The organism is Synechococcus sp. CBW1004, assembly GCF_015840715.1.
Taxonomy (GTDB): domain Bacteria; phylum Cyanobacteriota; class Cyanobacteriia; order PCC-6307; family Cyanobiaceae; genus Cyanobium.
Genome location: NZ_CP060397.1, coordinates 418,544 through 440,734, shown reverse-complemented (window position 1 = coordinate 440,734; position 22,191 = coordinate 418,544). Strand labels below are relative to the sequence as shown.

The window sequence follows — 22,191 nt, the reverse complement described above, 5'->3', positions numbered from 1 at the left end:
CTGCATGTTGACGGCGTGGCCGTTGGCATGAACAGGCAAGGCGCAGCATCGCCCGACCCGTGCACCTACAGGTCGGGCTTTTGCTGTTTGGCGGTTCAAGTCCGCCTGGATTGGCTCGCCTCACCCCTCGTGGTGGGGCCTTTTCGTATCCGCTCATTCTCTACCCCAATCGGTCAACTCATGACCACACAATCCAGATCACTGCGCCTGGCTGACACGCTCAGCCGGGCCCCTTTCGCATGGCCTAGCGGCTATCCCCTGCATGCCATCACCTCCGATGGCGCCTGCCTCTGCCGCCATTGCTGCGCCTCCGAGCGCCTCTGCATCGCCACCACGACCGGCAGCGACGGCTGGAACGTCATCGCTCTTGCCGTCAACTGGGAAGACCCCGAGCTCTTCTGCGATCACTGCAGTGATCGCATCGAGTCCGCCTACGCGGAGGCCTGATCGATGGCTTCTCTGCGTGTCGACACCTACGAGCTCCCCACCCACTGGGCCTGCTATTTCATCAACGCCGACCCCAGCAGCCTTGATGACGCCGACATCGCGGCGGCAGACGGCTGGTGGGAGGAGACCTTCCCTGGTCAGAACGTCTCCTGCGTTGACTTGGCCGATAACACGCACTTCTGCAAGTACCACGACGCCGATCGGTGGTGCCTGGCCTGTGAGGTGGCCACGTTCACCTTCCTGATTCATCAGGAGGGCTGAGCGATGTTCCGCAACCGCTGGTTCCACGGATCGTTCAGCCACGGCTTGTTGCCGGCTGACTGCGTAGCCGACTGCTCCGCCTCCGGCCCGGTCGATGACGCCGTCGAGTACTGGGTTCGTCGCCTGGACTTCGACGGCCCTCCCTGGATGATCCGCCACCACCTGCGCGGTTATGGCGCCTGGTCGACAGCCGATCTCTGTGATCACCAGGCCAACCGCCGCCGCCTGCTCTGGATCTGGGCCTGCAACTGCTGCGAGGGCGATTCCCTCCTGGTCCTCGAGTGACGCCCTGCGTCGACACCTCGCCCGGCTGATCGCCGCCGGGCACGCCTTTCTGTATCCGCTCACCCGGTCTCTGGCCGGATCACCCATGACAGCTTCCATCACCCTGGTGGGTCGCGCTGCGACCCCTCTTGCGGCCGTGTTCTACGAATCCGGCTCGGTCCGCGTCACGTTCGCGGTGACGATCAACCGCCGCCGCTTTGGCGGGCCCTCCGAGCCGTTCTTCCTTGAGCTCTGGGGGAAGCCGGCCCAGCGTGCCCACGACGAGGTCCAGCTCGGCGCCCTGATCGGCGTGGTCGGCGATCTCCGCATGCAAGACGGCAAGCCCTGGATCCTCGTGGATCGCCTTGAGGTTCTCTGCGCACCCTGCAGCGATGCAGCGGAGGTGGCATGAGCACCGCCACCACCGCGAACCGGACCCATCGCCCAGCCAATGGACGCCGATCCCGGAAGGCCTCCGCCACCGAGCGCGGACCCTCACCCGAGGAGAAGCTCGTCGCCGATCTGATCGCCCTGATGGAGCAGGGCACCGCCCCATGGCGGCGGGAGTGGCAGGGCCACCAGGGCTCCCACCGCAACCTGCTCACGGGCCACGCCTACCGCGGCTCCAACCCACTGCTGCTGGAGTTCGGCGCCCTCCTGAAGGGCCACACGCTGCCGCTATGGCTCGGTGGCGCCCAGGCCAAGGCCAACGGCTGGTTCCCGCGCAAGGGATGCAGTGCCGTGCGCATCGTCCGGCCGCAGCTGAACCAGCGCGATCAGCGCGATGAGCAGGGCAACGTCCAGCTCTCCCCCGAGGGCGTTCCGCTTACGACCAGCTGGGTGTCATACAAGGTGGTGCCGGTGTTCAACGCCGCCGATCTGGTCGGCACCACGCCCGAGGCCCAGGAGGCTCTCGCGGTGGCGATCGCCGCTGCCCTCCAGCAGTCCGCTCCGCCACCTTCTGCAGCTGTCCGCCTCGAGCACGCCGAGACGATGCTCGAGGCCTGGCCCGTGCCCACTGTCTTTGGCGGTGCCGTGGCCTGTTACAGCCCTGGCGCCGATCGGATCTCCATGCCTGTCGCGGAAGCCTTCTCCAACCGGGAGGCGTTCGCGGCGACCTGGGCGCACGAGCAGATTCATTCGACCGGTCACCCCTCGCGGCTGGACCGCAACCAACGCGGCGCCATGGGCACGGCGGCCTATGCCCGTGAGGAGCTGGTGGCCGAACTGGGCGCGGTGATCGTCTGCCAGCGCCTCCAGATCGGGTCGGACTTCCAGAACCACGCCGCCTACCTCAGCCACTGGGCCGAGCTCCTGAAGGAGTCGCCATCGGTGCTGTTCCAGGTGCTGAGCGCTGCCCGCAAGGCGGCCGATCTGATCGCGCCAGAACCAGCCGAGGACGAGGCCGCTACAGCGCCTGACGCCAGCTGATCCGTCGCAAACGGGAGGGCAGGTGTGAACCCTGCCCCAGCTTTCGCCGCTCTCCCCCGAGTGCGGCCCGCCCCGCCCTTGGTGGGGCTTTTTCGTATCCGCTCAACCCGGCTCACCGAGCCGGCACACCCCCATGTCCCACCAGTTCACTTCCGGCGTCTTCCTGCATGGCCAGAGCGCCTGGCACCAGCTCGGCACCGTCCTCGATGGCACCCTGCCGGCCCGGGAGGCCTTCCGCATCGCCCAGGCTGATTTCACCGTCGCCGGCCGCGCCGTCTACGACGCCGACATGCGGCCGATCGATGGGTATCAGGCGATCACCCGCACCGACACCGGCACGGTCCTGGCGGTGATGAACAGCACCTACACCCTGGTCCAGAACGAGCAGCTGATCCGCCTCGCAGAAGCCCTCCATGAAGACGCCACGATGGATGCCGTCTGCGTCCTGGCGGAAGGCCGCAAGGTGACCTTCACGGCACGAATCCGGCAGGCCGAGGGCGATGTCCTGCGTGGCGATCCGGTGCAGCAATACCTCGTCGGCTGCACAAGCCATGACGGCAGCCTCGCCTTTCAGGTCCTGTTTTCACCGATCCGGGTCGTCTGCCAGAACACCCTTTCGGCAGCGCTGGGCCAGGCGGCACGACCAAGCCAAAGCGGCAAGCTTTGCCGGATCCGGCACACACGCAATGCCAATGCGCTGATTGAGCAGCTACCGGCGCTGATCGACGTGCAGCGCCAGCAGTTCACCGGCGGCCTCGCCGAGCTGCGGGCCATGGCCTCCACACCTTGCACCGCCGCCCAGTTCCGGGCCTACGTCGAGCGGGTGTTCGCCGAGCAGCTGAGCCGCACCATCAACGATCGCCGCGGTGACGCCAGCACCGCTCGGCCCCGGCAGCTGGAGGATCTACCGGCGTGGGAGAGCCTGGCCAACAAGTTCCACGGCCGTGGCATCGGCGCCCACATCCCCGGAGTGCGTGGGAGCTACTGGGGCGCGTACCAGGCCTTGACGGAGTTCCTGTCGCATGAGGCGGGCCGCGCCAAGGACCCCACCGAAGCCGCCCGCCAACGCCTCGAGTCCCTGTACTGGGGCCAGGGTGCGGCGACCTTGACCCGCGCTCAGGAGCTGGCGCTCGCCGCCACCCGCGCCTGATCGCAAGGCCCAACGGCACAGCCAACGACACAAAAGGACCGGGGTCTCACGCCCGGTCCGGGTGTATCCGCTCATCCAAGGCAGAACCCCGCCCTGAGTGAGCGGCTCGAGCCTACGGGCATTCCGCCCCGGCGCCAGCGGCGCCTCTGCACTTCACCCCATCAACCGACGCCAACCCCATGACCAGCAAACCGAAGCGCCGCAGCAGACCCGCGCTCCCCGTCGCTATGCAAAGCGGCTTCTGGAGCACCATCGCCTCCTACACCTCAGAGCTCGCCCCGGTGGCGGGGCCACTGCTCGAGGCAATCGGTCAGACCGCCAACGCCATCGACCGGGCCGAACGTCAGACCCGTGCCCTGGAGGCGGCATGGGAAGAGCTGGAGAAACTGGAGGAGTGACGCTGAGTGACGTCACGTGTCCTCTGATGCCGCCGCTGCAGCGGCCTGGGCCAATGCTTGCCAGATGCGATGGAGTCACCTGCTCTCGGCCGGCCTTGCTGTGGTCCTCTGGGACCTTCCTCTGCAGGCCGGAACCACTCCTGCCTCGATCTCCCTGCCCTGCCCCCTTTCCAGCGGTTGGGAGGTGGCCCGGCAGCTGGAGCTGCCTCGGCGCAACGCCGCCGGTGAGCCGATCGGGGGGTTCTCAGCCGCTTACTACGACGGTGACCTCGACAGCCTCTGGCTGCTGAGCGACCTTCCCACCGGGACGGTGAGCCGATGGGGCGGGCTTGCCGCTGGGACGGCGCCCTCTCTGCTTGAGCAAATCCCGCTGCGCAGCGGTCCCGGTCGCCGCCTGCCGGCCACCATCGACGGCGAGGGCTTTGTGTACCTGGCGGGTCAGTGGTGGGTTGCCAGCGAAGGTCGGCGCAGCCCGGAACGGCCGCCCCAGCTGTTTCGGTTCAACGCTCCTGGCGGCACCCTTCTCGATGCCTTTGACCTCCCCGAGGCCTGGCGACCTGGCGAGGGCAGTGGACTTGCCAGCAACGGCGGTCCCGAGTCGCTACTGCTGCTCCCCAGGACCGATCGAGGCCAGGCGCCCTCACTGCTGATGGCCTCGGAGCACCCACTGCTGCAGGATCCACCTCGGCAGGTGCGTTTGCTGCGCTGGACGTGGCCGGTGGGAACCAATCCGCTCCAGGCGGCGCCAACCCCCACGCCCCATGGCGCTCTACTGCTGCCGCGGGGCGATGGATGGGGCCTCACTGACCTTCTGACGCCTGGCCCTGGCCAATTGTTAGGTCTGCTGCGCCGCTTTGAGCCGCCGGATCGCTGGCAGATCCGCCTGGCCCTCTATCCCTTGCCCGCCGCGGGCAGCACCGGCGAGGCGGCGCCACTGGCCGAATGGGACCTGATCGCCGGTGGGCTGGCGCCGGACAACTGGGAGGCCCTGAGCCAAGGACCACCACTTCCCGACGGCCGTCCCACCATGCTGTTGGTCAGCGACGACAACCTCAGCCCCCTGCAGACCAATCGCCTCGCCCTGCTCATCCCCCGAGACCGGTGCACATCCATGGCGCCTGCCGTTGAGCACCATGGCTGAGATTCCCAAAAAACAAGTACTCGCCTGCCCCTGGCACCACAACCCCAGCCCTGCTAGTACAGGTGTACGCATTGAGGAGGCGCCATGGTGCCGGTCCCGCTCTCAGGGCTGCAGCCCTCCCGCGACGAGGCGATCGAGGAGTGGCCTTGGCTCGACGAGGCGGTGCTGCGCTCCAGCCGCAGCCGCCATGTCTACATGACCTGCCACTTCTTCCGGCACCATCCGGGCCCCAACTGCATCCCGCAGCTCGCCTGCCATCTGCATCAGGGTGAGCACGCACGGGCCAATTTCCAGCCGATACCGGACGAAGGGTTGAGCTGGCAGCCTTCAGCTGAACAGCCAGCCATGGAGCAGTGGGATCGTCAGGAAGGACGCGGCGGTGTTGAGCAGGATGCACAGGGCCAGCCGCTCCACATCCAGACCCACCCGATCGGCGATCACGAAGGTGAGCAGCTGTGTGGGCATGCCTCCTTCCAGCACCACGGCCTGCAGGTAGGGATCCTGCAGGCCGATCCAGCGCGCGGCGGCCAGGATCACCAGCGGCGACACAAGGAGTTTGATGGCGCTGGCCAGCAGCAGCGGTAGTGGTTGGTGGATGCGGCGGTAGCGCAGCCCCATCCCCAGCGACAGCATCATCAGGCCGGTCACCGTGTTGCCGAGGATCCGCGTGGCCTCCATCAGGAACCCCGGGATCGGGATGCCGCTACCGGTCCAGGCCAGGGCCAGCACGATGGCCCAGAGCGCCGGCATCGTGATCACGGCGCGGATGGCCTGACGCAGCACCCCGCTGCTCACATTGCCGCTGAAGCTTTCGCCCAGGGCCACGCCGACGCTGAGATTGAGGGGTGTGGTGGTGACCTCGCTGAGGATCGCCACCTTCGCCACCTGCAGGGCCAGAGCAGGGAACAGACCCTGCAGCACCGGCAGCCCCAGATAGGTGACATTCCCGAAGGCGCTGGCGAGGATCAGGGCCCCCTTTTCTTCGGAACGCAGGGCAAGGGGGCGGAAGATCAGCAGCGCCAGCGCCAGGCAGCAGCCCACTCCGATGGCCATCACCAGCGGGATCTGCAGCATCTCCGGTCCGGTTGGAACACTGCAGATCACCCGGAACACCAGGGCCGGCAGGAACACATTCAGCACAAGCACGCCGATGGTCCGGCGGGCGGCCTCCACATCGAGATCGGCAACCATGTAGCGCAGCAGGCTGCCGATCAGCGCGATCAGGCCGAGGGCCAGCAGGACCGGCGTCATCTGTGGTGGGTACGCAGAGTCATCCTCACCGGCTTGCGCATGGATCACCATCATCGACGCCCGGAACCATGATCCACCTGTGGCTTCTGCGTCGCCTGTGGGCGCCAATCGCTCTAGGGTCGGCCTTTGGGCCAAACCAGCGTCGCCTTGGCCTGGATCCCCGCTTGAGTCCATGACGTACCTGCAGCACAGGCCTGAACTCAGCGCTGAGGGGGCCATGGTTGCCCTTCAGGCGGCGGCGGCCAAGGCCCGGGAGATCGGCACGCCCCAGTGCATCGCCGTTGTAGATCGGGGCGGCCATCTTCTGGCCTTCCTGCGCATGGATGGCGCCAAGGTGCTGAGCCAGTACTCCGCCACTCAGAAGGCCGCGACGGCTGCTTCATCGGCCGCGCCCAGCGGTGAGCTGCCGGAGCCTTTGGCGGCGGGACTGGCTGCGGCCACCCAGGGCCGCTTCACCAATCTCCGCGGCGGACTGCCGATCCTGGTGGAGGGCCGGGTGATTGGCGCCATCGGCGTCGGCTCCGGCACCGCCGAGCAGGATCTGATCGTGGCCCGGGCGGGCATCGACGCCCTGCTGGCGGCCCTGGATGGACGGGCTCCCGGATGATCCCGCGCAGCGCCGTCGCCGGTGCGATCGGCAACACGGTGGAGTGGTTTGACTTCGCCATCTATGGCTACTTCGCCGGGGATATCGGTGAGGCCTTCTTCCCGGCGGATCAGCCGTCGCTGCAGCTGCTCAGTGCCTTCGCGGTGTTTGCCGTGGGCTATCTGATGCGGCCGATCGGGGGGCTGGTGCTGGGGCCGATCGGGGATGTGGTGGGCGGGCGCGCGTTGCTGCTGGTGAGCGTCGCGGTGATGGCCGCCAGCAGCAGCGGCCCCATCGGCTCCCGTGCTAAGGAAGGTCTGGACAACCTCCAATCGAGAAATCGGCTTCAAGCTAGGGATATGAGTCTCGATCTCTGTCATGGGCAACATGCCCGGTTATCCAGACCCTCCTTGGACCAAGGTGGAATTTATTCTATGCGCACACTTTGTTGGTTACTTCTTGTTGGCTCTGTTTCTGCCTGTGGAGTGCAGAAAGATCAAGCCCCACGAGACACTTCATGCAAGCCTCCGGCAGACTTGTCAGAAATATCAGGCCAGTATTCAGCCGTGAACATAGGAATAAACAGCATTGGCAAACACGTAGGAGTGTCTAAGCTTTCAATTGATGTTGACAATGATGGTGTAATTAGTGGCACGCGATCCTGGGAATCGAAAACAAATGCTGGGCACAAAGAAGATGGAACATTGACCAAGTCTCATGTCGAGGAGATCATAGGCGTTGTAGATCCATTTGATTGTGAAATCGGTTTAGCTGAATACGATGAAGATGGGAGCTATAGGGGCAGACTGATGCCAGACGGATCAATAGATATTATTCTCGTACAGTCTGGAAAGCGACCAGTGGCGGTTAGAAATCATTACAAGAGGATTATACGGTAACGGCATTAAGTTGCTAGCACATTCTTATACTGTAGCTTGCTTGCAGTTAGGGGGACTCTGGGAAACCCGATCGATCCACGCCACAATGGTGCTGTGATCGCAGACCAGGGCTGGGGTGATGGGTGGCAAGCAGCTCTGTCCGCCGACAATGAAGTTGGCCGGTCGGCGACAAGCTCGTTGGCCGGTTGGGTGAGTGCTGGAGACCCTGGCGCCGATGCGCAGGGCCCAGGGGATGTGAGGTGGGTGCCTTTTATTGGACAGTTCCGGCCCCTGACATCGTTAACCCCGGACGGGTGAAACAGGATTCGGGCTCAGTGTAGACCTCATGGGGAGTTCTGCCTCCCAGGGCGCTGTCGGGCCTTACATGGCAGTACCTCCATAGGAAGCGGGCGAGGCTGATTTCAGCTTCCCAGCCATGGCTATAGGCATGTAGGTACACCTCCTCATACTTGACGGTCCTCCACAGCCGTTCAACGAGGATGTTGTCGTAACAGCGTTTTCGCCCTGACCAGCCGATCCTGATCTCCTCAGCCTGCAGCCTCGCCACAAAGTCGCCAGAGGTGAACTGGCAGCCTTGATCGGAGTGGAAGATCTCTGGCTTACGGCCGCCTCCAAGCGCCATCTCAAGGGCATCCAGACAGAACTCCGTGTCAAGGCTGTTTGAGAGCTTCCAGCTGAGGACGTTCCTGGAGAAGAGGTCGACGATCGCCACCAGGTAGAGAAAGCCCCTGCTGAGCGGGATGTAGGTGATTGAGGTGGGTTGCTTTTATTGGACAGTTCTGGCCCCTGAAATCGTTAACCCTGGACGGCAGGAACAGGGGTGTAGGCCTCAGAATCGTGGCGCCCAGTGAACGGTTCAACCATGGTGAAAGCCGATGGGGCCTTTGATGGCCCTTCTCACCCCCCGCTCCCTCCGGAGTCGGCCTGGCGAAAGCCATGGCTGGCATATGGGGTTTACTTCGGCTTGGGGGCGACGTTGTACCTGGCTTGCATCGGGCTGGAAGCCAGTCTCTTTCGGGGCTCACCCATCGCGGATTGGCTGGCCTTTGCCGCAGGGGTATTTGCGCTGACCATCCTGAACTTCCAGCACGAGGTCCTCCACATCCACGGCGATGGCCTTGATGGTGCGGCAGAAGATGCCCTGCTGAACCTCACCAGCCTAGTCACGGGGATGAATGCCCAGCAGTGGCAGACCCACTACAGCCATCACGCGTTTACGGGTGACTACCAAGGCCAGCTAATCCAGAAACGGTCCACGAAGCCATCCCAGGAGAAGCCAGAGCAGCTGAGTGATGGTTCGATTGATGTGGGCAATCTGGTCGATAAGGATCTGGATGACTACATCGGCCTACTGCGCCGCGATGGGCTGCTGCGCAGCTTCGCCCGTGTGGCTGTGCCACTGCGGGCCGTGAGCACCACCCTTCCGTTTGTGATCACCATCCCCGCCTTTCACCTGTTGATGGTGGGGATCAGCACGTATCGAGCCCTGAGTCAGCGGCAATGGCTGCAGGCCCTATTGCCGGGCCTGGGGCTTGGCCTGCTTGTTGCCCTCACCGGTGTGCGCTGCGCCCTGATCACCAGCGTCGTGTTCAGCACGGTGTTCATGGTCCACATCGCGGCGTTCCATATCCCCACCTCAGCGGAGGGGAAGGGCTACAGCTACTGGCAGCAGCAGGTGCTACAAACACGCAACTTGGCCCATGCGCGCTCCCCGATCATGCGCATCCTCACCTGGTACGGGAGCTACCACCTGGGCCATCACCTCTGGCCGAAAGTACCGATCCCCAATCTTCCGGAACTCGAAACCCTGGCCCGCGACTACGCCAGCCAGTGGAACCTGCCGGAAGAGGTGCAGGAACAGAGTTTGGCGTCTGGCCTGAAGCTCTGGATCCAGGAAGCCTGGAGCCTGGCTGGCGTGGGTTGAGTCCAAGAGATCAGGCTGTTGGTTCCACGCGGCCGGTGCCGAAGTACCGAATGACGCCTGGTCTCAGTGATGGGAACGGCCAGCAGCGTTTCATTGCCGTGCTGAGCGAGGTGGCGGCCGTGGGCCAGGGCGGGCTGCAGATCAATGAGCCCGGCACCGCACGTAGCCTCAAGAACCTGCCCGGCAGCTGGAGCGACCTGGCCCTGGCCTGCCTCATCCATGTGGGCATGAAGCGGCTGACGCCCGATGAGGACTCAGGGCTAGGGATCGAGGCGGAGTACCAGGAGGCGATGCGGTTGCACTAGCGATGACTGGTTCATCACTGGAAATGATGCACCCAGTGCATAGTTTCAAGCCGGCGGCACACTCCCGGCAGATCCCTGCTGCTGCAGGGTTTTGCCAGGATTTGCCCAAGGGTGCCAGCGAGGCATCATTCTGGTGCTGAACTAGCTGCACCCTGCACCGCCCGTTGGACTTCCGCCAGCTCTTCAAGCTACGCCTGGTGGTGGCGGCCATGGGCGAGACCCAGCGGCTGGGCTGGTGGAACAGTGGCGTGCTCACCAGCACAGGGGAGTTCCTGTTCCAGCAGGGCTTCCCTCGCTCGACACCGTTTGCCCAGACCCGGGCTGGGTTCCGGGTGGCCCAGCTGGCCTGCGATGAGGCCCTGGCGATCCAGCCCACCCCGGGCGGACCGATCACCTGCCACCTGTTCCGGCTGACGCCCCAGCTGGAGGACGCCTTCGAGAACGAGCGCAACCGCTGGATGGACGAGCCCCAGGAGTGGGCGGACTGCTTCCAGGCGGCCTGGGACCTGAGCGCGGAGCAGTGGCCCCAGGCGCTTGTGGAGCTAGCCGAGCTTGATCCCGATGCGATCGAGTGGGCCCGCCAGCAGACCCCGCAGACCGCCAAGGCCCTGCGCCTGGACGATCCTTTTGAGATCAATCAGGGGCACATCGAGCGGCTGACAGCCGGCTTTCTCTGCGGCCAGCCCGGGCAGCTTGTGGTGCCCTACCTGCAGGTGGCGAGCTGATGGCAACGGCAACCAAGGCCAAGCGCAAGCCTGCTCCTGCCGCAGCGTCTGCTCCAGCAGCAGAGAAGAAGGCTGCGGCCAAGTCAGCGACCCCCAAGCCTGCACGCAAGGCCAGCACCAAAACCACAGCCAAAGCGAAAGCCCAACCCCAGCCCAAGCAGACGGCACCGAAACCAAAGACCACGCCCAGAGCACCCAAGGCCAAGGCCCAACCAAAAGCCCCCGGCATCACCCCCTATTGCAGCTTTGGGCTGATCAAGGGGGCACTGGTCAGCGAAACCCTGCAGGTGTTCGAGGAGTGGGATCTGGAGGCCAGCAAACGGGCCAACCTCGATCGGGTGCGCGCCAGCAACAGCATCGGCGCCCCCACCCAGGCCTGGCTCAAGCAGGTGTGCACCACCTTCAGCCGTCGCTTTGAGCCCTCAGGCCCAGACCGCTCGCTGGCCCTGGCTGCTCGCACCGCCACAGGACGCCAGCACTGGCGGCCTCTGCTGTTGTGGCACATGGCCAACAGCGAGGGCCTGCTCGGCGATGGCCTGGCCTGGACTTGGGAGATCTTCTCCGCCGGTGGCGATCTCCTCCAAACCGATCAAGCACTCGCCTGGCTGGAGAGCACCGGCAGCCAGGGCCATCCCGAAGTGGCGGAGTGGGGAGAGAGCACCCGCAAGCGCGTCGCCGGAGGTCTGCTGAAGGCCGGCGTCGATTTCGGTCTTCTTCAAGGACGGGTGAAGCGGCGCTTCACGGCCTACTACCTGGCCGATGAGCCACTGCTCTATGTGCTGCTGCAGGCCCTGGCCAGCAACCGCACCACGGCAGCGGCCCTGAGCGATCCGCGCTGGCTGTGGTTCCGGCTTCCGGAAGCGGAGCTGGAGCATCGCTTACTGCTGCTCCATCAAGCCCAGGTGATCAGCTACTACCGCGCCGGCTCGGTGGTGGACCTCAAACTGCCGGCGAGCAGCGCTGAAGCCCTGGTGCAGGAGGTATGGACATGAGCCAGAAGGAATGGCAGCGCTGCCTGCAGCAGCAGCTTGAGCCGGTACTCACCGCCGCCGACTCGGGCGTAGGCCTGAGCACCTACACCGACATGCCGTTCGGGATCTTCCTCTATCCCCCGGAAGACGAATGGGAGCTGCGCCAGGCGTTGCGGGATCTGGTGGTGCGGCTGGAGAACGCCGGCAAGACCGTGCAGCGTCTTTCGATGGCCCAGCTGCTGGAGCAGTCGATCGCAGCCGCCGGGCTGTCGCTGGAGGAGATCGCCCAGGGGGAAGCCGACCTGGGCGTTGAGATGGTGCGCGACACCATCCGCGATGTACTCAGTGGCAAGGCCGCTGGCTCCACACCACTGGATCAGCTCGTCGCCGAAGCCGTCGATGCCTCCAAGCCCACTACCAGCCACATCGTCTTCCTGGAGCGCGTGGGTTCGCTGTTTGGTCTGCACCGACCGTCAGCACTTCTGGAGAACCTGCACCACAAGGTGAGCCATCCGGTGGTGCTCTTCTACCCGGGCCAGCGAGACGGCCCGGCAGGGCTGCGCTTCATGGATGAAGCCGAAGCCGACCACAACTACCGCCCCAAGTTATTCGCCTGACCATGACCACCACCGCCATCCGAGAGCTGTTCTCCGGTCGGATCGACCGCAAAATCGAAGAGGTGATCAAGGTCGATCAGGACGACGTGGCGATCGTGCGCCAGGAGATCGACGAATACATCCTCACCGAGTCGATCGAGCAGAACATGCTGCGGGTGCTGGAGGGCTACCGGCAGTCGGTGAATCAACCCAGCGAGGCGATCGCCATCTGGGTGGCGGGCTTCTTTGGCGCAGGTAAGTCGAGCTTTGCGAAGTATGTGGGGCTAGCAGTCAGCAATCGGGACTTGGCGGGCGACAGCGCCGGCGATCTGCTCGGCCAGCGGGCCAAGAACCTGCAGATCAAGGCCCTGTTGAAGGCGATCAACGAGCAGATCCCCACCGAGGCGATCATTTTTGACGTCTCAGCTGATCGCAACGTCAACGCCAGCGACGCGCTCACCAAGATCTTCTACCGCAAACTGCTCGATCATCTCGGCTACTCCAGCAGCCTGGAGGTGGCGGAGCTGGAGATCGAGCTGGAGGAGCAGGGCCGCATGCAGGCCTTCCTCGATGCCTTTGCCCAGCTCTACCCCGGGGAAGACTGGGCCATCGCCAAAACCCGGCTGCTGCAGGCGATGCCCAGGGCCAGTGCGGTGATGCACGCCCTCGAACCGCAGACCTACGCCGAGAAGGACAGCTGGCTCAAGAGCGCCCGTGATGAAAGCGTGCCGATCACACCCGCCAGCCTGGCGGAGCGCACCATCGAGCTGATGGCGCGCAAGCACCCCGGCAAACAGCTGATGTTTGTGGTGGATGAGGTGGGCCAGTACGTGGCCCGCGACATTCAGAAAATGCTCGATCTGCAGGCGATCGTGCAGCAGCTCGGCGTGAAGGGTCGCGGCAAGGTGTGGGTGATGGTCACCTCCCAGGAGAAGCTCTCCGATGTGGTGGGGTATCTCGACGACAACCGCACTGAGCTGGCCCGCCTGCAGGACCGCTTCCCTTACAAGCCGGTGCTGGAGCCCTCCGACATTGCCGAGGTCACCAGTCGGCGGGTGCTGGGCAAAAACAGTGGGGGCGAACAGACCCTCCAGGGCCTGTTCCAGCAGCACCAGGGGCGCCTCGCCAGCCATACCAAGCTCGACACCAAGATCCGGCTGCCCGAGCTCACCGGCAAAGCATTCGCCGACCTCTACCCCCTGCTGCCGTATCAGATCGAGCTGATCATTCAGGTGGTGTCGGGCCTGCGCCTCTCCGGTGGCGCCAGCAAACAGTTCGGCGGGGCCAACCGGGCGATCATCAAGCTCGCGCAAGAGCTGCTCACCAATCCCCAGTGCGGACTGGCTGATGAGGTGGTGGGCGCACTGGTGACGCTGGATCGGGTCTACGACCTGCAGAGCAACAACATCGATTCGCAGTACCGCGGCAAGATCAGCGACATCGCCACCAAGGCCAGCCACCCGCTGGCGGTGCCGGTGGCCAAGGCAATCTGCTTGCTGCAGTTCGTGGATCAGGTGCCGGTCACCGAGCGCAACATCGCCGTGGTGCTCCATCCACGGGTGGATGGTGACTCACTCGAATCCGAGGTGCAGGAGGCCTGCCGGCACCTGGAGGAGCGCAATCTGATCCGCAAGGCCGATGGGCAGTACCGCATCCCCAAACCAGAAGAGGAGGACTGGGAGCAGGTGCGCAGCCAGCAGGCGCCATCAGCCCAAGATCGCCACAACCTGCTGCAGGAAGCCCTGCGGCAAAACTGGGAACCCGTGCCCAGCGCCGGCCTGGGCAATGGTGTGAAGAGCTTCAAGGCGGCCCTGCACTTCCGCGGCAGCGAAGTGGTGAAAGGTGATGTGCCGGTGAAGGTGGAGCGGGTGGATGGCAGCGAGAGCTTCGAGGATCGGGTCGAGCAGCTGCGCCAGCAGAGCCAGCAAGACACCAACACCTTCTTCTGGGCCATGCGCCCCAGCCCGGAGTTGGATCGTGCCCTGGGGGAGTGGTTCCGCTCCCAGAAGGTGATCGACCTCAAAGGCCGCGACGCCAGCGGCAAGGGCCAGGTGCAGCTGGTGAGCGAGGAGCGGCGCAAACTGGAGAGCTTCCGCCAGGAGTCCTGCCGGCTGGTGGATCAGGCCCTGATTCACGGCCAGGTGCTGCTCAACGGCGGCCCCTGCGCCATCGGTGCGAACGCCAGCCGGGCGGTGGAGGCCATCCGCGAGGCTCTCAGCGATGGCCTGGCACAGATCTACGAGCGCTTTGGGGAAGCGGCGGTCAGCCCCAGTGGCGACGAACTGAGCAAGTTGCTCAGCGCCGACAACCTCAAGGGCCTCACCGGCTCGATCGAAACCCTGCGCCTCTGCAAGGAGGAGGGAGGCCAGTGGGTGATCGACACCAACCGCCCGGCCCTGCAGGCGGTGCTCAACCGCATCAAGGTGAAAGGCGGGCAGAGCGGCAAGGAGCTGGCCGATCACTTCGCCGATGCGCCCTACGGCTGGACGCTCGATGCCGTGAAGTTCCTGGTGGCCGCTCTCCAGGTGGGCAGCCATCTCAAGGCCACCCACAACGCCCAGAGCTTTGTGGGCAGCGCCAACCCTCAGGTGCGGCCCCTCTTCACCAACAACAGCACCTTCCGTGCCACCGCCTTCGGGGTGCACACGGGCACGATCACCGTTGAGGATGTGATCGAAGCCAGCAAGCTCTTCCAAAAGTTCGCTGGCAAAACGGTTCCCGGCGTTCAATCGGGCCCACTGGCGAAGGAAATCCGCAATACGGCAGTCGGCGTTAATGCCGATCTCAACGCCGCCAGCAAGGCGATGGTGCCTCTGGAGCTGCCCGGTCGGGACGCGCTCGATCAGGCCTGCGAGCAGGTCTCCACCTGGCAGGACAGTGACGACGAAGAGGTGGTGAAGGCCTTCCGCTCCAGTGCCGAGGCCGTGAAGGAGCAATGGCAGCGGGCCACGGCAATCAAGGAGGTGCTGGACACCCGCCTGGAGGATCTGCGCCGGGCTCGACATGCCCTGAGTGAGCGGCTCTGGGGGCAGTTGCAGCAGGAAAGTGACCTGCCGCAGGAGCTGATCGAGGCCGAGCACCAGTTGCGCGATCTGCTGCAGTCGCTGAGCTTTTACGAACGGATCCCTGAGATCGACCAGCACGCCAAGAAGCTGGAAGACGCCTACGCCCAACGCCGCAGCGACGCCCAACAGGCCCTGGCTGCGCAGGTGCAGCAGCGGATGGCGGAGCTGGAGCAGGCTCCAGGGTTTGCAGAGCTGGATGGCGAAAGGCAGGAGCAACTCAAAGAGCCTTTGCGCCAAAGAGCCTGTGCCGCCGAGGGGTTGGACCTGGTGCGGCTGCGGGATCAGCCCGCCATGCTCGAAGGCGTGCTGCGCCAGCAGGAGCAGAAGGCTCAGCAGTGGGCGTTCCCAGAGCAGGAGGTGAGCAAGGTGAGCGTGCGTGAGCTGTGCCGCGAGCCGTTTGATTCCGATGGGCTTGAAGAGGTACTGGGTCGCATCCGCCACCGCTGCGAAGAAGAGTTGGGTAACGACCGCAAGGTCTTGTTGCAGTGAGGAGGGCCTGAGCCATGGAGAAGGAACAACGCACCAGGCTGCAGAAGGCAACCCAAGATGCCCGCAGGCTGCTGGAAGAGGAGTTCCGTAGCCAGCTGCTGCAGACCTACGACATCGATGTGGACAAGGTGCGTTGGGCGGACGAGCCCGGTGCGCACCTGCTGGCCGAGCAGCGGCTGATCCGCGAGAAGCTCATCGCCTGGATCGAGCACAAGGAAGCCCAGATCAACGACCGCAAGGAAGCGTTGCTGCTCGCCCTGCGGGAGATGGCTTTCACAGCGCTAAACCGCTTCGTGGCGCTCAAGCTGATGGAGGCCCGCGAGTTGGTGCGCCCCTGCGTGAGTGGGGGGCTGGAGAGTGCGGGCTTCCTGGAGTTCACCGCGGTGGCCCAGGGGTTGCTGGCGGATCAGGAGAGCAGCTATCGGCTCTATCTGGAAACGATCTTTGAGGATGTGAGCCGCGAGCTGCGGGCGCTGTTTGATCCGCGCGATCCGGCGAGCCTGCTCTGGCCAAAGCGCACGGCGTTATTAGAGCTGTTGGAGATCCTCAACCGGCCTGAGCTGGCTGAGCTTTGGAGTGAAGACGAAACTCTGGGCTGGGTGTACCAATACTTCAACGGTGATGCCGAGCGCAAGAAGATGCGCGAGGAGTCATCAGCGCCGCGCAACAGCCGTGAACTAGCGGTGCGGAACCAGTTCTTCACACCGCGCTATGTAGTGGAGTTCCTGACTGATAACACCTTGGGGCGTATTTGGCATGAGATGCGGCAGGGCAATACGGCGCTGAAGGATCGCTGCCGCTATCTGGTACGGCGGCCCAATGAAATCTGGCTTCAGCCTGGGGAGGAATCTCCCAAGCAGTCAGATAGCGATGAAGCGCTCAGCCAAGAGGTGCTACTGCGCCAGCCGGTGCACATTCCCTATCGCCCGCTCAAGGATCCGCGAGAGATCCGGATGCTGGATCCGGCTTGCGGCTCGATGCACTTTGGGCTTTATGCCTTTGATCTCTATCTAGAGATCTACCAGGAGGCCTGGGAGATCGCCCAAGGTTCAGAGAAGCAGGCCAAGCACGGAGAAGCTTTTGCTTCCTTTGTCTCCTATGCAGCGGATTTCGCCAGCAAGGAAGCCTTTTTGCATGAGGTGCCCAGGCTGATCCTGCAGCACAACATCCACGGCGTAGACATTGATTCACGGGCAACACAGATCGCCAGGCTGACCCTCTGGCTGCGGGCACAGAGAGCGTGGCAAGAGCACCAGCTGGTTGTTGCTGATCGCCCACCAATCACCCGCTCCAATGTGGTGTGCGCTGAGCCGATGCCAGGGGAACGGGAGCTATTGGCTGATTTTGTGGATCAGCAATTCCCAGAAGCAGAACGGGGTCTTGTTCAGCAGCTGCTTGAAGCGATCTTCGACAAGATGCAGCTAGCTGGTGAAGCCGGGTCACTCCTCAAGATCGAGCAAGAAATCCGTGATGCAGTTGATGATGCACGAAGGGAATGGCAAAAGCTTGCTGTCCAGCAGCAGAATCTTTTCACTGCAGCCGAATTAGCAGCACTGGGTCAGGTCGGGGCATCATTGAACGACGACCTTCAGAACCTCACTAAGGACTTCTGGGTCAATATCGAGGGGCGTATTTACGCTGCGCTGCACGATTACGCCGACCAAGCCGAAAGCACCGGCTACCAGCGCCGGCTCTTTGCAGAGGATGCAGCGGGAGGATTTGCCTTTATTGATGCATGCAGGAAGAGCTATGACGCAGTACTAATGAATCCTCCCTTTGGCAATCCTGCCAAGGCCTGCCTAGGCTACCTTAAATCGAAGTACGAGTCGGCCTGGACGGATATTTACGGGTCGTTCCTGTGGCGCTTCTTGTACGACAGGGACGACAAGCCTTTTGTTGGCGCGATTACATCGTCTTTGTTTATGTTCACCAAGCCAATGCGGTTTGTGCGGAGTGCATGGGTTGATTCTAGGAGACTTCATTGCATGGTGGAACTTGGTCCAGGAGTCCTCGATGCAGCCACGGTTGACACTGCTTTGACGGTTTCTCTGCCAGGCCCCGCTGATAGAACATCATTCATTGACCTCACCGCAAATACCAGCAAAAGCACTGAGCTTATGCGTAACACTCATGATCTTGGCAGCGGCACCACAAAGCTGGTCCCCATGGAAATGTTCAAGAATTTATACTTGCAGCCATTTTGTTACTACATGGGAGCCTCGAAGGTTTCATTGTGGAAAGAGCCCGACCGAGTAGATCCAAGTTTTGGTACGGTCACCAAAGGCAATCAGACATTTGATGATTTCCGATTCCAGCGCCTGCGCTGGGAGCAGCTCTATTCGTCTATAGGGATTCACTGGTTTGGATACGAGGAGGGCGGGGAGTTTCAGCCATACACAAGTCCGACACCCGTTGTATACAATTGGCTTAATAATGGACGAGAAGCGAGAGCATTTCAGGTCTCCAAGTATGGCACTGATGCACAGGTGCGTCAGAGTATTGACTGGTGGTGGAAGCCAGGTATTACGCATCCCCGAGTGGGACTTGGCCTTGGCCCGCGCATTATGCCGCCTGGTCATATCTTTTCGGGTGACTCAATATCTCTATTCTTGAACGACAATGTCGACTGCCTGCCGCTCTTGACCGTTTTGGCGTCAACTTGGGGCGAAGATCTTGCTAGTGCATTCGGTCGTTATCGAAAGAAAGAGGTTCGCGCAACAGCGAATCTTCCCGTTCAACGCAATTGGCTTGATTCAGCCAAGAGTGAGCTTACTCGTCTCGGGCAAGAGTTTTACGCAAGGGTATCTGAGATAGAGCGGATCAACGAGACTTCCCCTATCTTTTGTGTTCCCGCTCCACTCCGGAGCCATTTCCGGCACGAGATTACTGAGCAACTCAAATATCTTTCGGACGAGATAGACGATCTCGTTGGAGGCCTGATCTTTGGGGGCGACCTGAATAGTGTTACGCCACTTGCATTGCGTAGATCGGCGCTTGTCGAGCGGTATACATCTCCAGATGAAGACTCCTTAGCCTGCCAGGCCTCGGAGTGGATTTCATATTCGATTGGTGTGATTTATGGCAGGTGGGATCTTCGAATTGCAGTGGGCGATATCCCTATCCCTGCGCTGCCTGCACCCTTTGAGCCATTGCCAATTTACCCTCCCGGTCAATTGCTGGCCATTAATGGCCTTCCCTATGAAATTGGGGACAAGCCAATCGTTTATCCAATAGAACCCTTGCGTGACGCGATTCTTGTTGACGACTCAGATCACCAGCTGGATATTGAGTGTCGCGTCCTCCAGGTTCTTGAGATCGTTTTGGGCAAGAGCAAGGATGGCCGCAATTCTGATTCGACTCCTTTGGAACTCTGTGAAGCCCTTGAAACAAAGTCGTTGCGTGATTACCTGCGCAAGCCCGCTGGCTTCTTCGCTGATCATCTGAAGCGCTACTCAAAGAGTCGCCGCCAGGCTCCTATCTACTGGCAGCTCTCAGCAGGCAGCGGTAGCTATTCAGCCTGGCTCTACTACCACCGCTTCACTCAAGACACGCTCTATCGACTGCTGCGTGATTTCGTGGAGCCCCGCATCCAGCAGGCCGAGCGCGAACAGTTCGAGCTTGAATCCCAGGGAGCTCTCTCAGGAGATGCAGCTGCCCGTCTTCAGGAGGCGCAGACACTTCTCCAGGACCTGCGCATTCTCAAGGGCGAGCTTGATCTAGTCGCTCCGCTTTGGAATCCCAATCTCAACGATGGCGTGATCATCAACCACGCCATGCTCTGGCGCATCACGCCCTACACCCCGTGGCAGAAGAAGTGCAAGGAGTGCTGGGACAAGTTGGTGAAGGGCGATTACGACTGGGCCCATCTCGCCTTCCACCTCTGGCCCGAGCGGGTGATCCCCAAGTGCACCACCGATCGCAGCCTCGCGATCGCCCATGGCCTGGAGGAGCGCCTCTGGCAGGAAACCAACAACGGCAACTGGCTACCGCGGCAGCTCTCAGAGACTGACCTGCAATCACTCATTGCTGAGCACACCAATCCAGCCGTCAAGAGCGCCCTGGAGCGGTTCCTGGCTGCACCACCGCCCGTGGCGCCAACCCGCACCCGTTCCAGCCGCAGTACACGCGCCAGTGGCAGTTCTGCTACGCGGCGTCCCCGTGGCACCGCTGCCGTCGTGGATGCGGAAGCCACTCGCCAGGTGCTGCTGGCCCTCACCGCCGCACCGTCCGATGGCCTGGCCAAGGCGGCGATAGCTGATCTGATTGGCGTGGAGCCCAATGCCCTCACCGCTCTGATCAAGCAGCTCAAGGAGAGCGGCCAGATCGATCAGCTGGGCGAACGTCGCGGGGCGCGCTACGTGCTCAGTGAGCAGGGTCGAGCTGCTATGGCCTCAGAAACTGAGGTCGAGGCGTGATGGTGCAGGCAGCTCCCAACAAACTGGAGGCACGCTTCAGCCAGGGGCTCTCCCGATCGAGGGGAGTTCACTCTGGATTGAGGGGAGCTGGACGCCGGATTGAGGGGAGTTCGCCTCGGATCGAGGGGAGTTCCCTAGATAAGCGGCTGGTTCTCTTGGGCTCAGCTGGAGGAAAACCGTCATGAACGTGAACGCTCCTGAGCTGCCCAAAGCAGAGACTCTCACTGTTGAGTTCAAGGCTGACCGCAAAGAGCAGCTGAAAGATCGGGATCTCGCCTTGGCAGCAATCTGTCTGGCCAATGCCCAGGGAGGAACCCTTTACCTCGGCATTGAAGACAACGGCACTGTCACGGGGTTGCATCCAGGTCGTGACCGGAGCAAAAACCTGGCTGCCGTGATCGCTGAGTTCACCACGCCACCGCTGGGCGTCACGGTCGAGTGTCTGGAGCTGAACGACCTCGCAGTGCTGCAGATCGATGTTCCCGTAGCCCAGGGAACGGTGTTCAGCCGCGATGGGCGTTGTCAGATCCGCAGCCTCGACCAACAAGGCAAACCGTTCTGCCGGCCGGCCACCGCTGTGGATGTGATGCGGCGTTCCCATCAGCAGCTGGAGCTGGATTGGTCGGCCGAACCTCTGCTCTCGGCCTCACTTGAGGATCTCAACCCCGTTGAACGCCAGCGGCTGCGCACGATGGTGCGCACCTACAAAGGCGACCCCACCCTTCTGGAGCTCAGCGACGATGAGCTCGATGGGGCCCTCGGCCTGGTGGAGCCCGATGCCCAGGGCAACAACCGACCCACCGCAGCGGGCCTGCTGCTGCTTGGTCAGGAAGCGGCGATTCGTCGCTGCATCCCCGGCCATGAATGCGGCTTCCAGGTGCTCCAGGGAACGGAGGTGCGGATCAATCACTTCTGGCGATTACCCCTGCTTGCGCTGGTAGAGCAGATCGAGCAGCGGATTGATCCTTTTCTCACGGAACAGGAGCTGGATGTGGGCTTGTTCCGCGTGCCCGTGCCCAACCTCAGCAAGCGGGCCTTCCGCGAAGCATTCATCAATGCCCTCGCCCACCGCGATTACACCCGCCTGGCCGCCGTGCATGTCACCTGGCAACTCGGCGAGCAGCTGGTGATCAGCAACCCTGGCGGTTTCGTGCGTGGCGTCAGCATCGCCACATTGCTCACCACCCCGCCCCGTTCGCGCAATCTGGTCCTTGCCGATGCCCTCAAGCGGATTGGCCTGGCGGAGCGCACAGGCCGCGGTGTTGATCGCATCTACCAGGAACTGTTGGAGGCAGGCCGCTCAGCCCCCAACTACAGCCAATCCAGCCTCGACGATGTGGTGCTGCAGCTCAGCACCCTGCCGGCCAACCTCAAGTTGGTCGCCCTCTGGCAAGAGCGGCAACGCCAGAACGGTGAACCGCTGGGGCTGCTCAGCTTGTTGCTCCTCCACACCCTGCACGAGCAGCGCCGCCTCACCACTGCCCAATTAGCCGAAAGCCTGCACCGTGATGAGCCCACGATCAGGCGGCACCTGGAGCAACTGGTGGAGGCCGACCTGGTTGCTGCTCAGGGCCAGGGTCGCGGTCGGAGCTACACCCTCTCTCAGAAGGTTTACCAAGCCTTCGATCAGGAAACCGGTTACCGGCGCCAGACGGCTCTCACCACTGAAAACATCGATCAGCGCATCCTGGCTTTGGCCGCCGAGGTGCAGGGCCTGCGCCGCCGGGATGTGATCCGAACGATTGGCCTTGAGGAAAACCAGGCCACCCATGCCCTGCAGCGCCTTTGCAAACGCGGCGCCCTGATCCCGGAAGGGGTGGGCAAAGGCCGCACCTACCACCTCCCGACAGCCATATGAGTATTTACGAGCACA

At 62.9% G+C, this 22,191-nt stretch carries 20 protein-coding genes; 18 read left to right on the top strand and 2 right to left on the bottom strand.

Annotation, left to right across the window (positions count from 1 at the left end; all coding sequences use genetic code 11):
- The first annotated feature begins 180 nt into the window (after positions 1–180).
- The 8 genes from H8F25_RS02050 (at position 181) to H8F25_RS02015 (ending at position 5,092) form a co-directional block, all read left to right on the top strand.
- Positions 181–447, top strand: a complete 267-nt coding sequence (locus H8F25_RS02050) for a hypothetical protein (RefSeq protein ID WP_197211799.1) — start codon at positions 181–183, stop codon at positions 445–447.
- A gap of 3 nt (positions 448–450) precedes the next feature.
- Positions 451–708, top strand: coding sequence for a hypothetical protein (locus H8F25_RS02045; protein ID WP_197211798.1), 258 nt, complete (start codon positions 451–453; stop codon positions 706–708).
- Positions 709–711: 3 nt separating this feature from the next.
- Positions 712–993, top strand: coding sequence for a hypothetical protein (locus H8F25_RS02040; protein ID WP_197211797.1), 282 nt, complete (start codon positions 712–714; stop codon positions 991–993).
- A gap of 85 nt (positions 994–1,078) precedes the next feature.
- Positions 1,079–1,384, top strand: a complete 306-nt coding sequence (locus H8F25_RS02035; protein ID WP_197211796.1) for a single-stranded DNA-binding protein — start codon at positions 1,079–1,081, stop codon at positions 1,382–1,384.
- Positions 1,381–2,403, top strand: a complete 1,023-nt coding sequence (locus H8F25_RS02030) for an ArdC family protein (RefSeq protein WP_197211795.1) — start codon at positions 1,381–1,383, stop codon at positions 2,401–2,403. Before H8F25_RS02035 ends, H8F25_RS02030 begins: the two co-directional genes overlap by 4 nt.
- A gap of 133 nt (positions 2,404–2,536) precedes the next feature.
- On the top strand, positions 2,537–3,553 hold the full coding sequence (locus tag H8F25_RS02025; protein ID WP_197211794.1) for a DUF932 domain-containing protein: 1,017 nt from the start codon (positions 2,537–2,539) through the stop codon (positions 3,551–3,553).
- A gap of 179 nt (positions 3,554–3,732) precedes the next feature.
- Positions 3,733–3,951, top strand: a complete 219-nt coding sequence (locus H8F25_RS02020) for a hypothetical protein (RefSeq protein ID WP_197211793.1) — start codon at positions 3,733–3,735, stop codon at positions 3,949–3,951.
- A gap of 64 nt (positions 3,952–4,015) precedes the next feature.
- Entirely contained in the window at positions 4,016–5,092 is a 1,077-nt protein-coding gene (locus H8F25_RS02015) for an esterase-like activity of phytase family protein (protein ID WP_197211792.1), read from the top strand.
- A gap of 327 nt (positions 5,093–5,419) precedes the next feature.
- Here the strand turns inward: H8F25_RS02015 and H8F25_RS02010 are convergent, their stop codons facing one another.
- Positions 5,420–6,343, bottom strand: coding sequence for an AEC family transporter (locus H8F25_RS02010; protein ID WP_197211791.1), 924 nt, complete (start codon positions 6,341–6,343; stop codon positions 5,420–5,422).
- A 172-nt stretch (positions 6,344–6,515) separates the two neighbouring features.
- Between H8F25_RS02010 and H8F25_RS02005 the strand changes: the two genes are divergently transcribed.
- Positions 6,516–6,950, top strand: coding sequence for a heme-binding protein (locus tag H8F25_RS02005; RefSeq protein WP_197211790.1), 435 nt, complete (start codon positions 6,516–6,518; stop codon positions 6,948–6,950).
- A complete protein-coding gene (locus tag H8F25_RS02000) occupies positions 6,947–7,828 on the top strand; it encodes a hypothetical protein (protein WP_197211789.1) in 882 nt (293 codons plus the stop codon). Before H8F25_RS02005 ends, H8F25_RS02000 begins: the two co-directional genes overlap by 4 nt.
- A gap of 250 nt (positions 7,829–8,078) precedes the next feature.
- On the opposite strand, the gene H8F25_RS01995 is transcribed toward H8F25_RS02000, so the two are convergent.
- Positions 8,079–8,540: a transposase gene (locus tag H8F25_RS01995; protein ID WP_370525793.1), complete on the bottom strand. Its 462-nt coding sequence runs from the start codon at positions 8,538–8,540 to the stop codon at positions 8,079–8,081.
- A 264-nt stretch (positions 8,541–8,804) separates the two neighbouring features.
- On the opposite strand from H8F25_RS01995, the gene H8F25_RS01990 reads away from it, so the two are divergent.
- The 8 genes from H8F25_RS01990 to H8F25_RS01955 all read left to right on the top strand — a co-directional run bounded on the left by H8F25_RS01990 (position 8,805) and on the right by H8F25_RS01955 (position 22,176).
- On the top strand, positions 8,805–9,752 hold the full coding sequence (locus tag H8F25_RS01990) for a fatty acid desaturase (protein WP_197211788.1): 948 nt from the start codon (positions 8,805–8,807) through the stop codon (positions 9,750–9,752).
- Between the two features lie 50 nt (positions 9,753–9,802).
- Positions 9,803–10,057: a hypothetical protein gene (locus tag H8F25_RS01985; protein WP_197211787.1), complete on the top strand. Its 255-nt coding sequence runs from the start codon at positions 9,803–9,805 to the stop codon at positions 10,055–10,057.
- Between the two features lie 164 nt (positions 10,058–10,221).
- Entirely contained in the window at positions 10,222–10,782 is a 561-nt protein-coding gene (locus H8F25_RS01980; RefSeq protein ID WP_197211786.1) for a BrxE family protein, read from the top strand.
- Positions 10,782–11,774, top strand: coding sequence for a BrxA family protein (locus H8F25_RS01975; protein ID WP_197211785.1), 993 nt, complete (start codon positions 10,782–10,784; stop codon positions 11,772–11,774). The genes H8F25_RS01980 and H8F25_RS01975 overlap by 1 nt, the downstream gene beginning before the upstream one ends.
- Positions 11,771–12,370: a BREX protein BrxB domain-containing protein gene (locus tag H8F25_RS01970; RefSeq protein ID WP_197211784.1), complete on the top strand. Its 600-nt coding sequence runs from the start codon at positions 11,771–11,773 to the stop codon at positions 12,368–12,370. Before H8F25_RS01975 ends, H8F25_RS01970 begins: the two co-directional genes overlap by 4 nt.
- Before the next feature lie 2 nt (positions 12,371–12,372).
- Positions 12,373–15,903, top strand: coding sequence for a BREX system P-loop protein BrxC (brxC, locus tag H8F25_RS01965; protein WP_197211783.1), 3,531 nt, complete (start codon positions 12,373–12,375; stop codon positions 15,901–15,903).
- A gap of 14 nt (positions 15,904–15,917) precedes the next feature.
- Positions 15,918–20,318: a BREX-1 system adenine-specific DNA-methyltransferase PglX gene (pglX, locus tag H8F25_RS01960; RefSeq protein WP_197211782.1), complete on the top strand. Its 4,401-nt coding sequence runs from the start codon at positions 15,918–15,920 to the stop codon at positions 20,316–20,318.
- Between the two features lie 181 nt (positions 20,319–20,499).
- Positions 20,500–22,176 (top strand): RNA-binding domain-containing protein, encoded by a 1,677-nt coding sequence (locus H8F25_RS01955; protein WP_197211781.1) that lies wholly within the window; start codon positions 20,500–20,502, stop codon positions 22,174–22,176.
- The last annotated feature ends 15 nt before the right edge of the window (positions 22,177–22,191 follow it).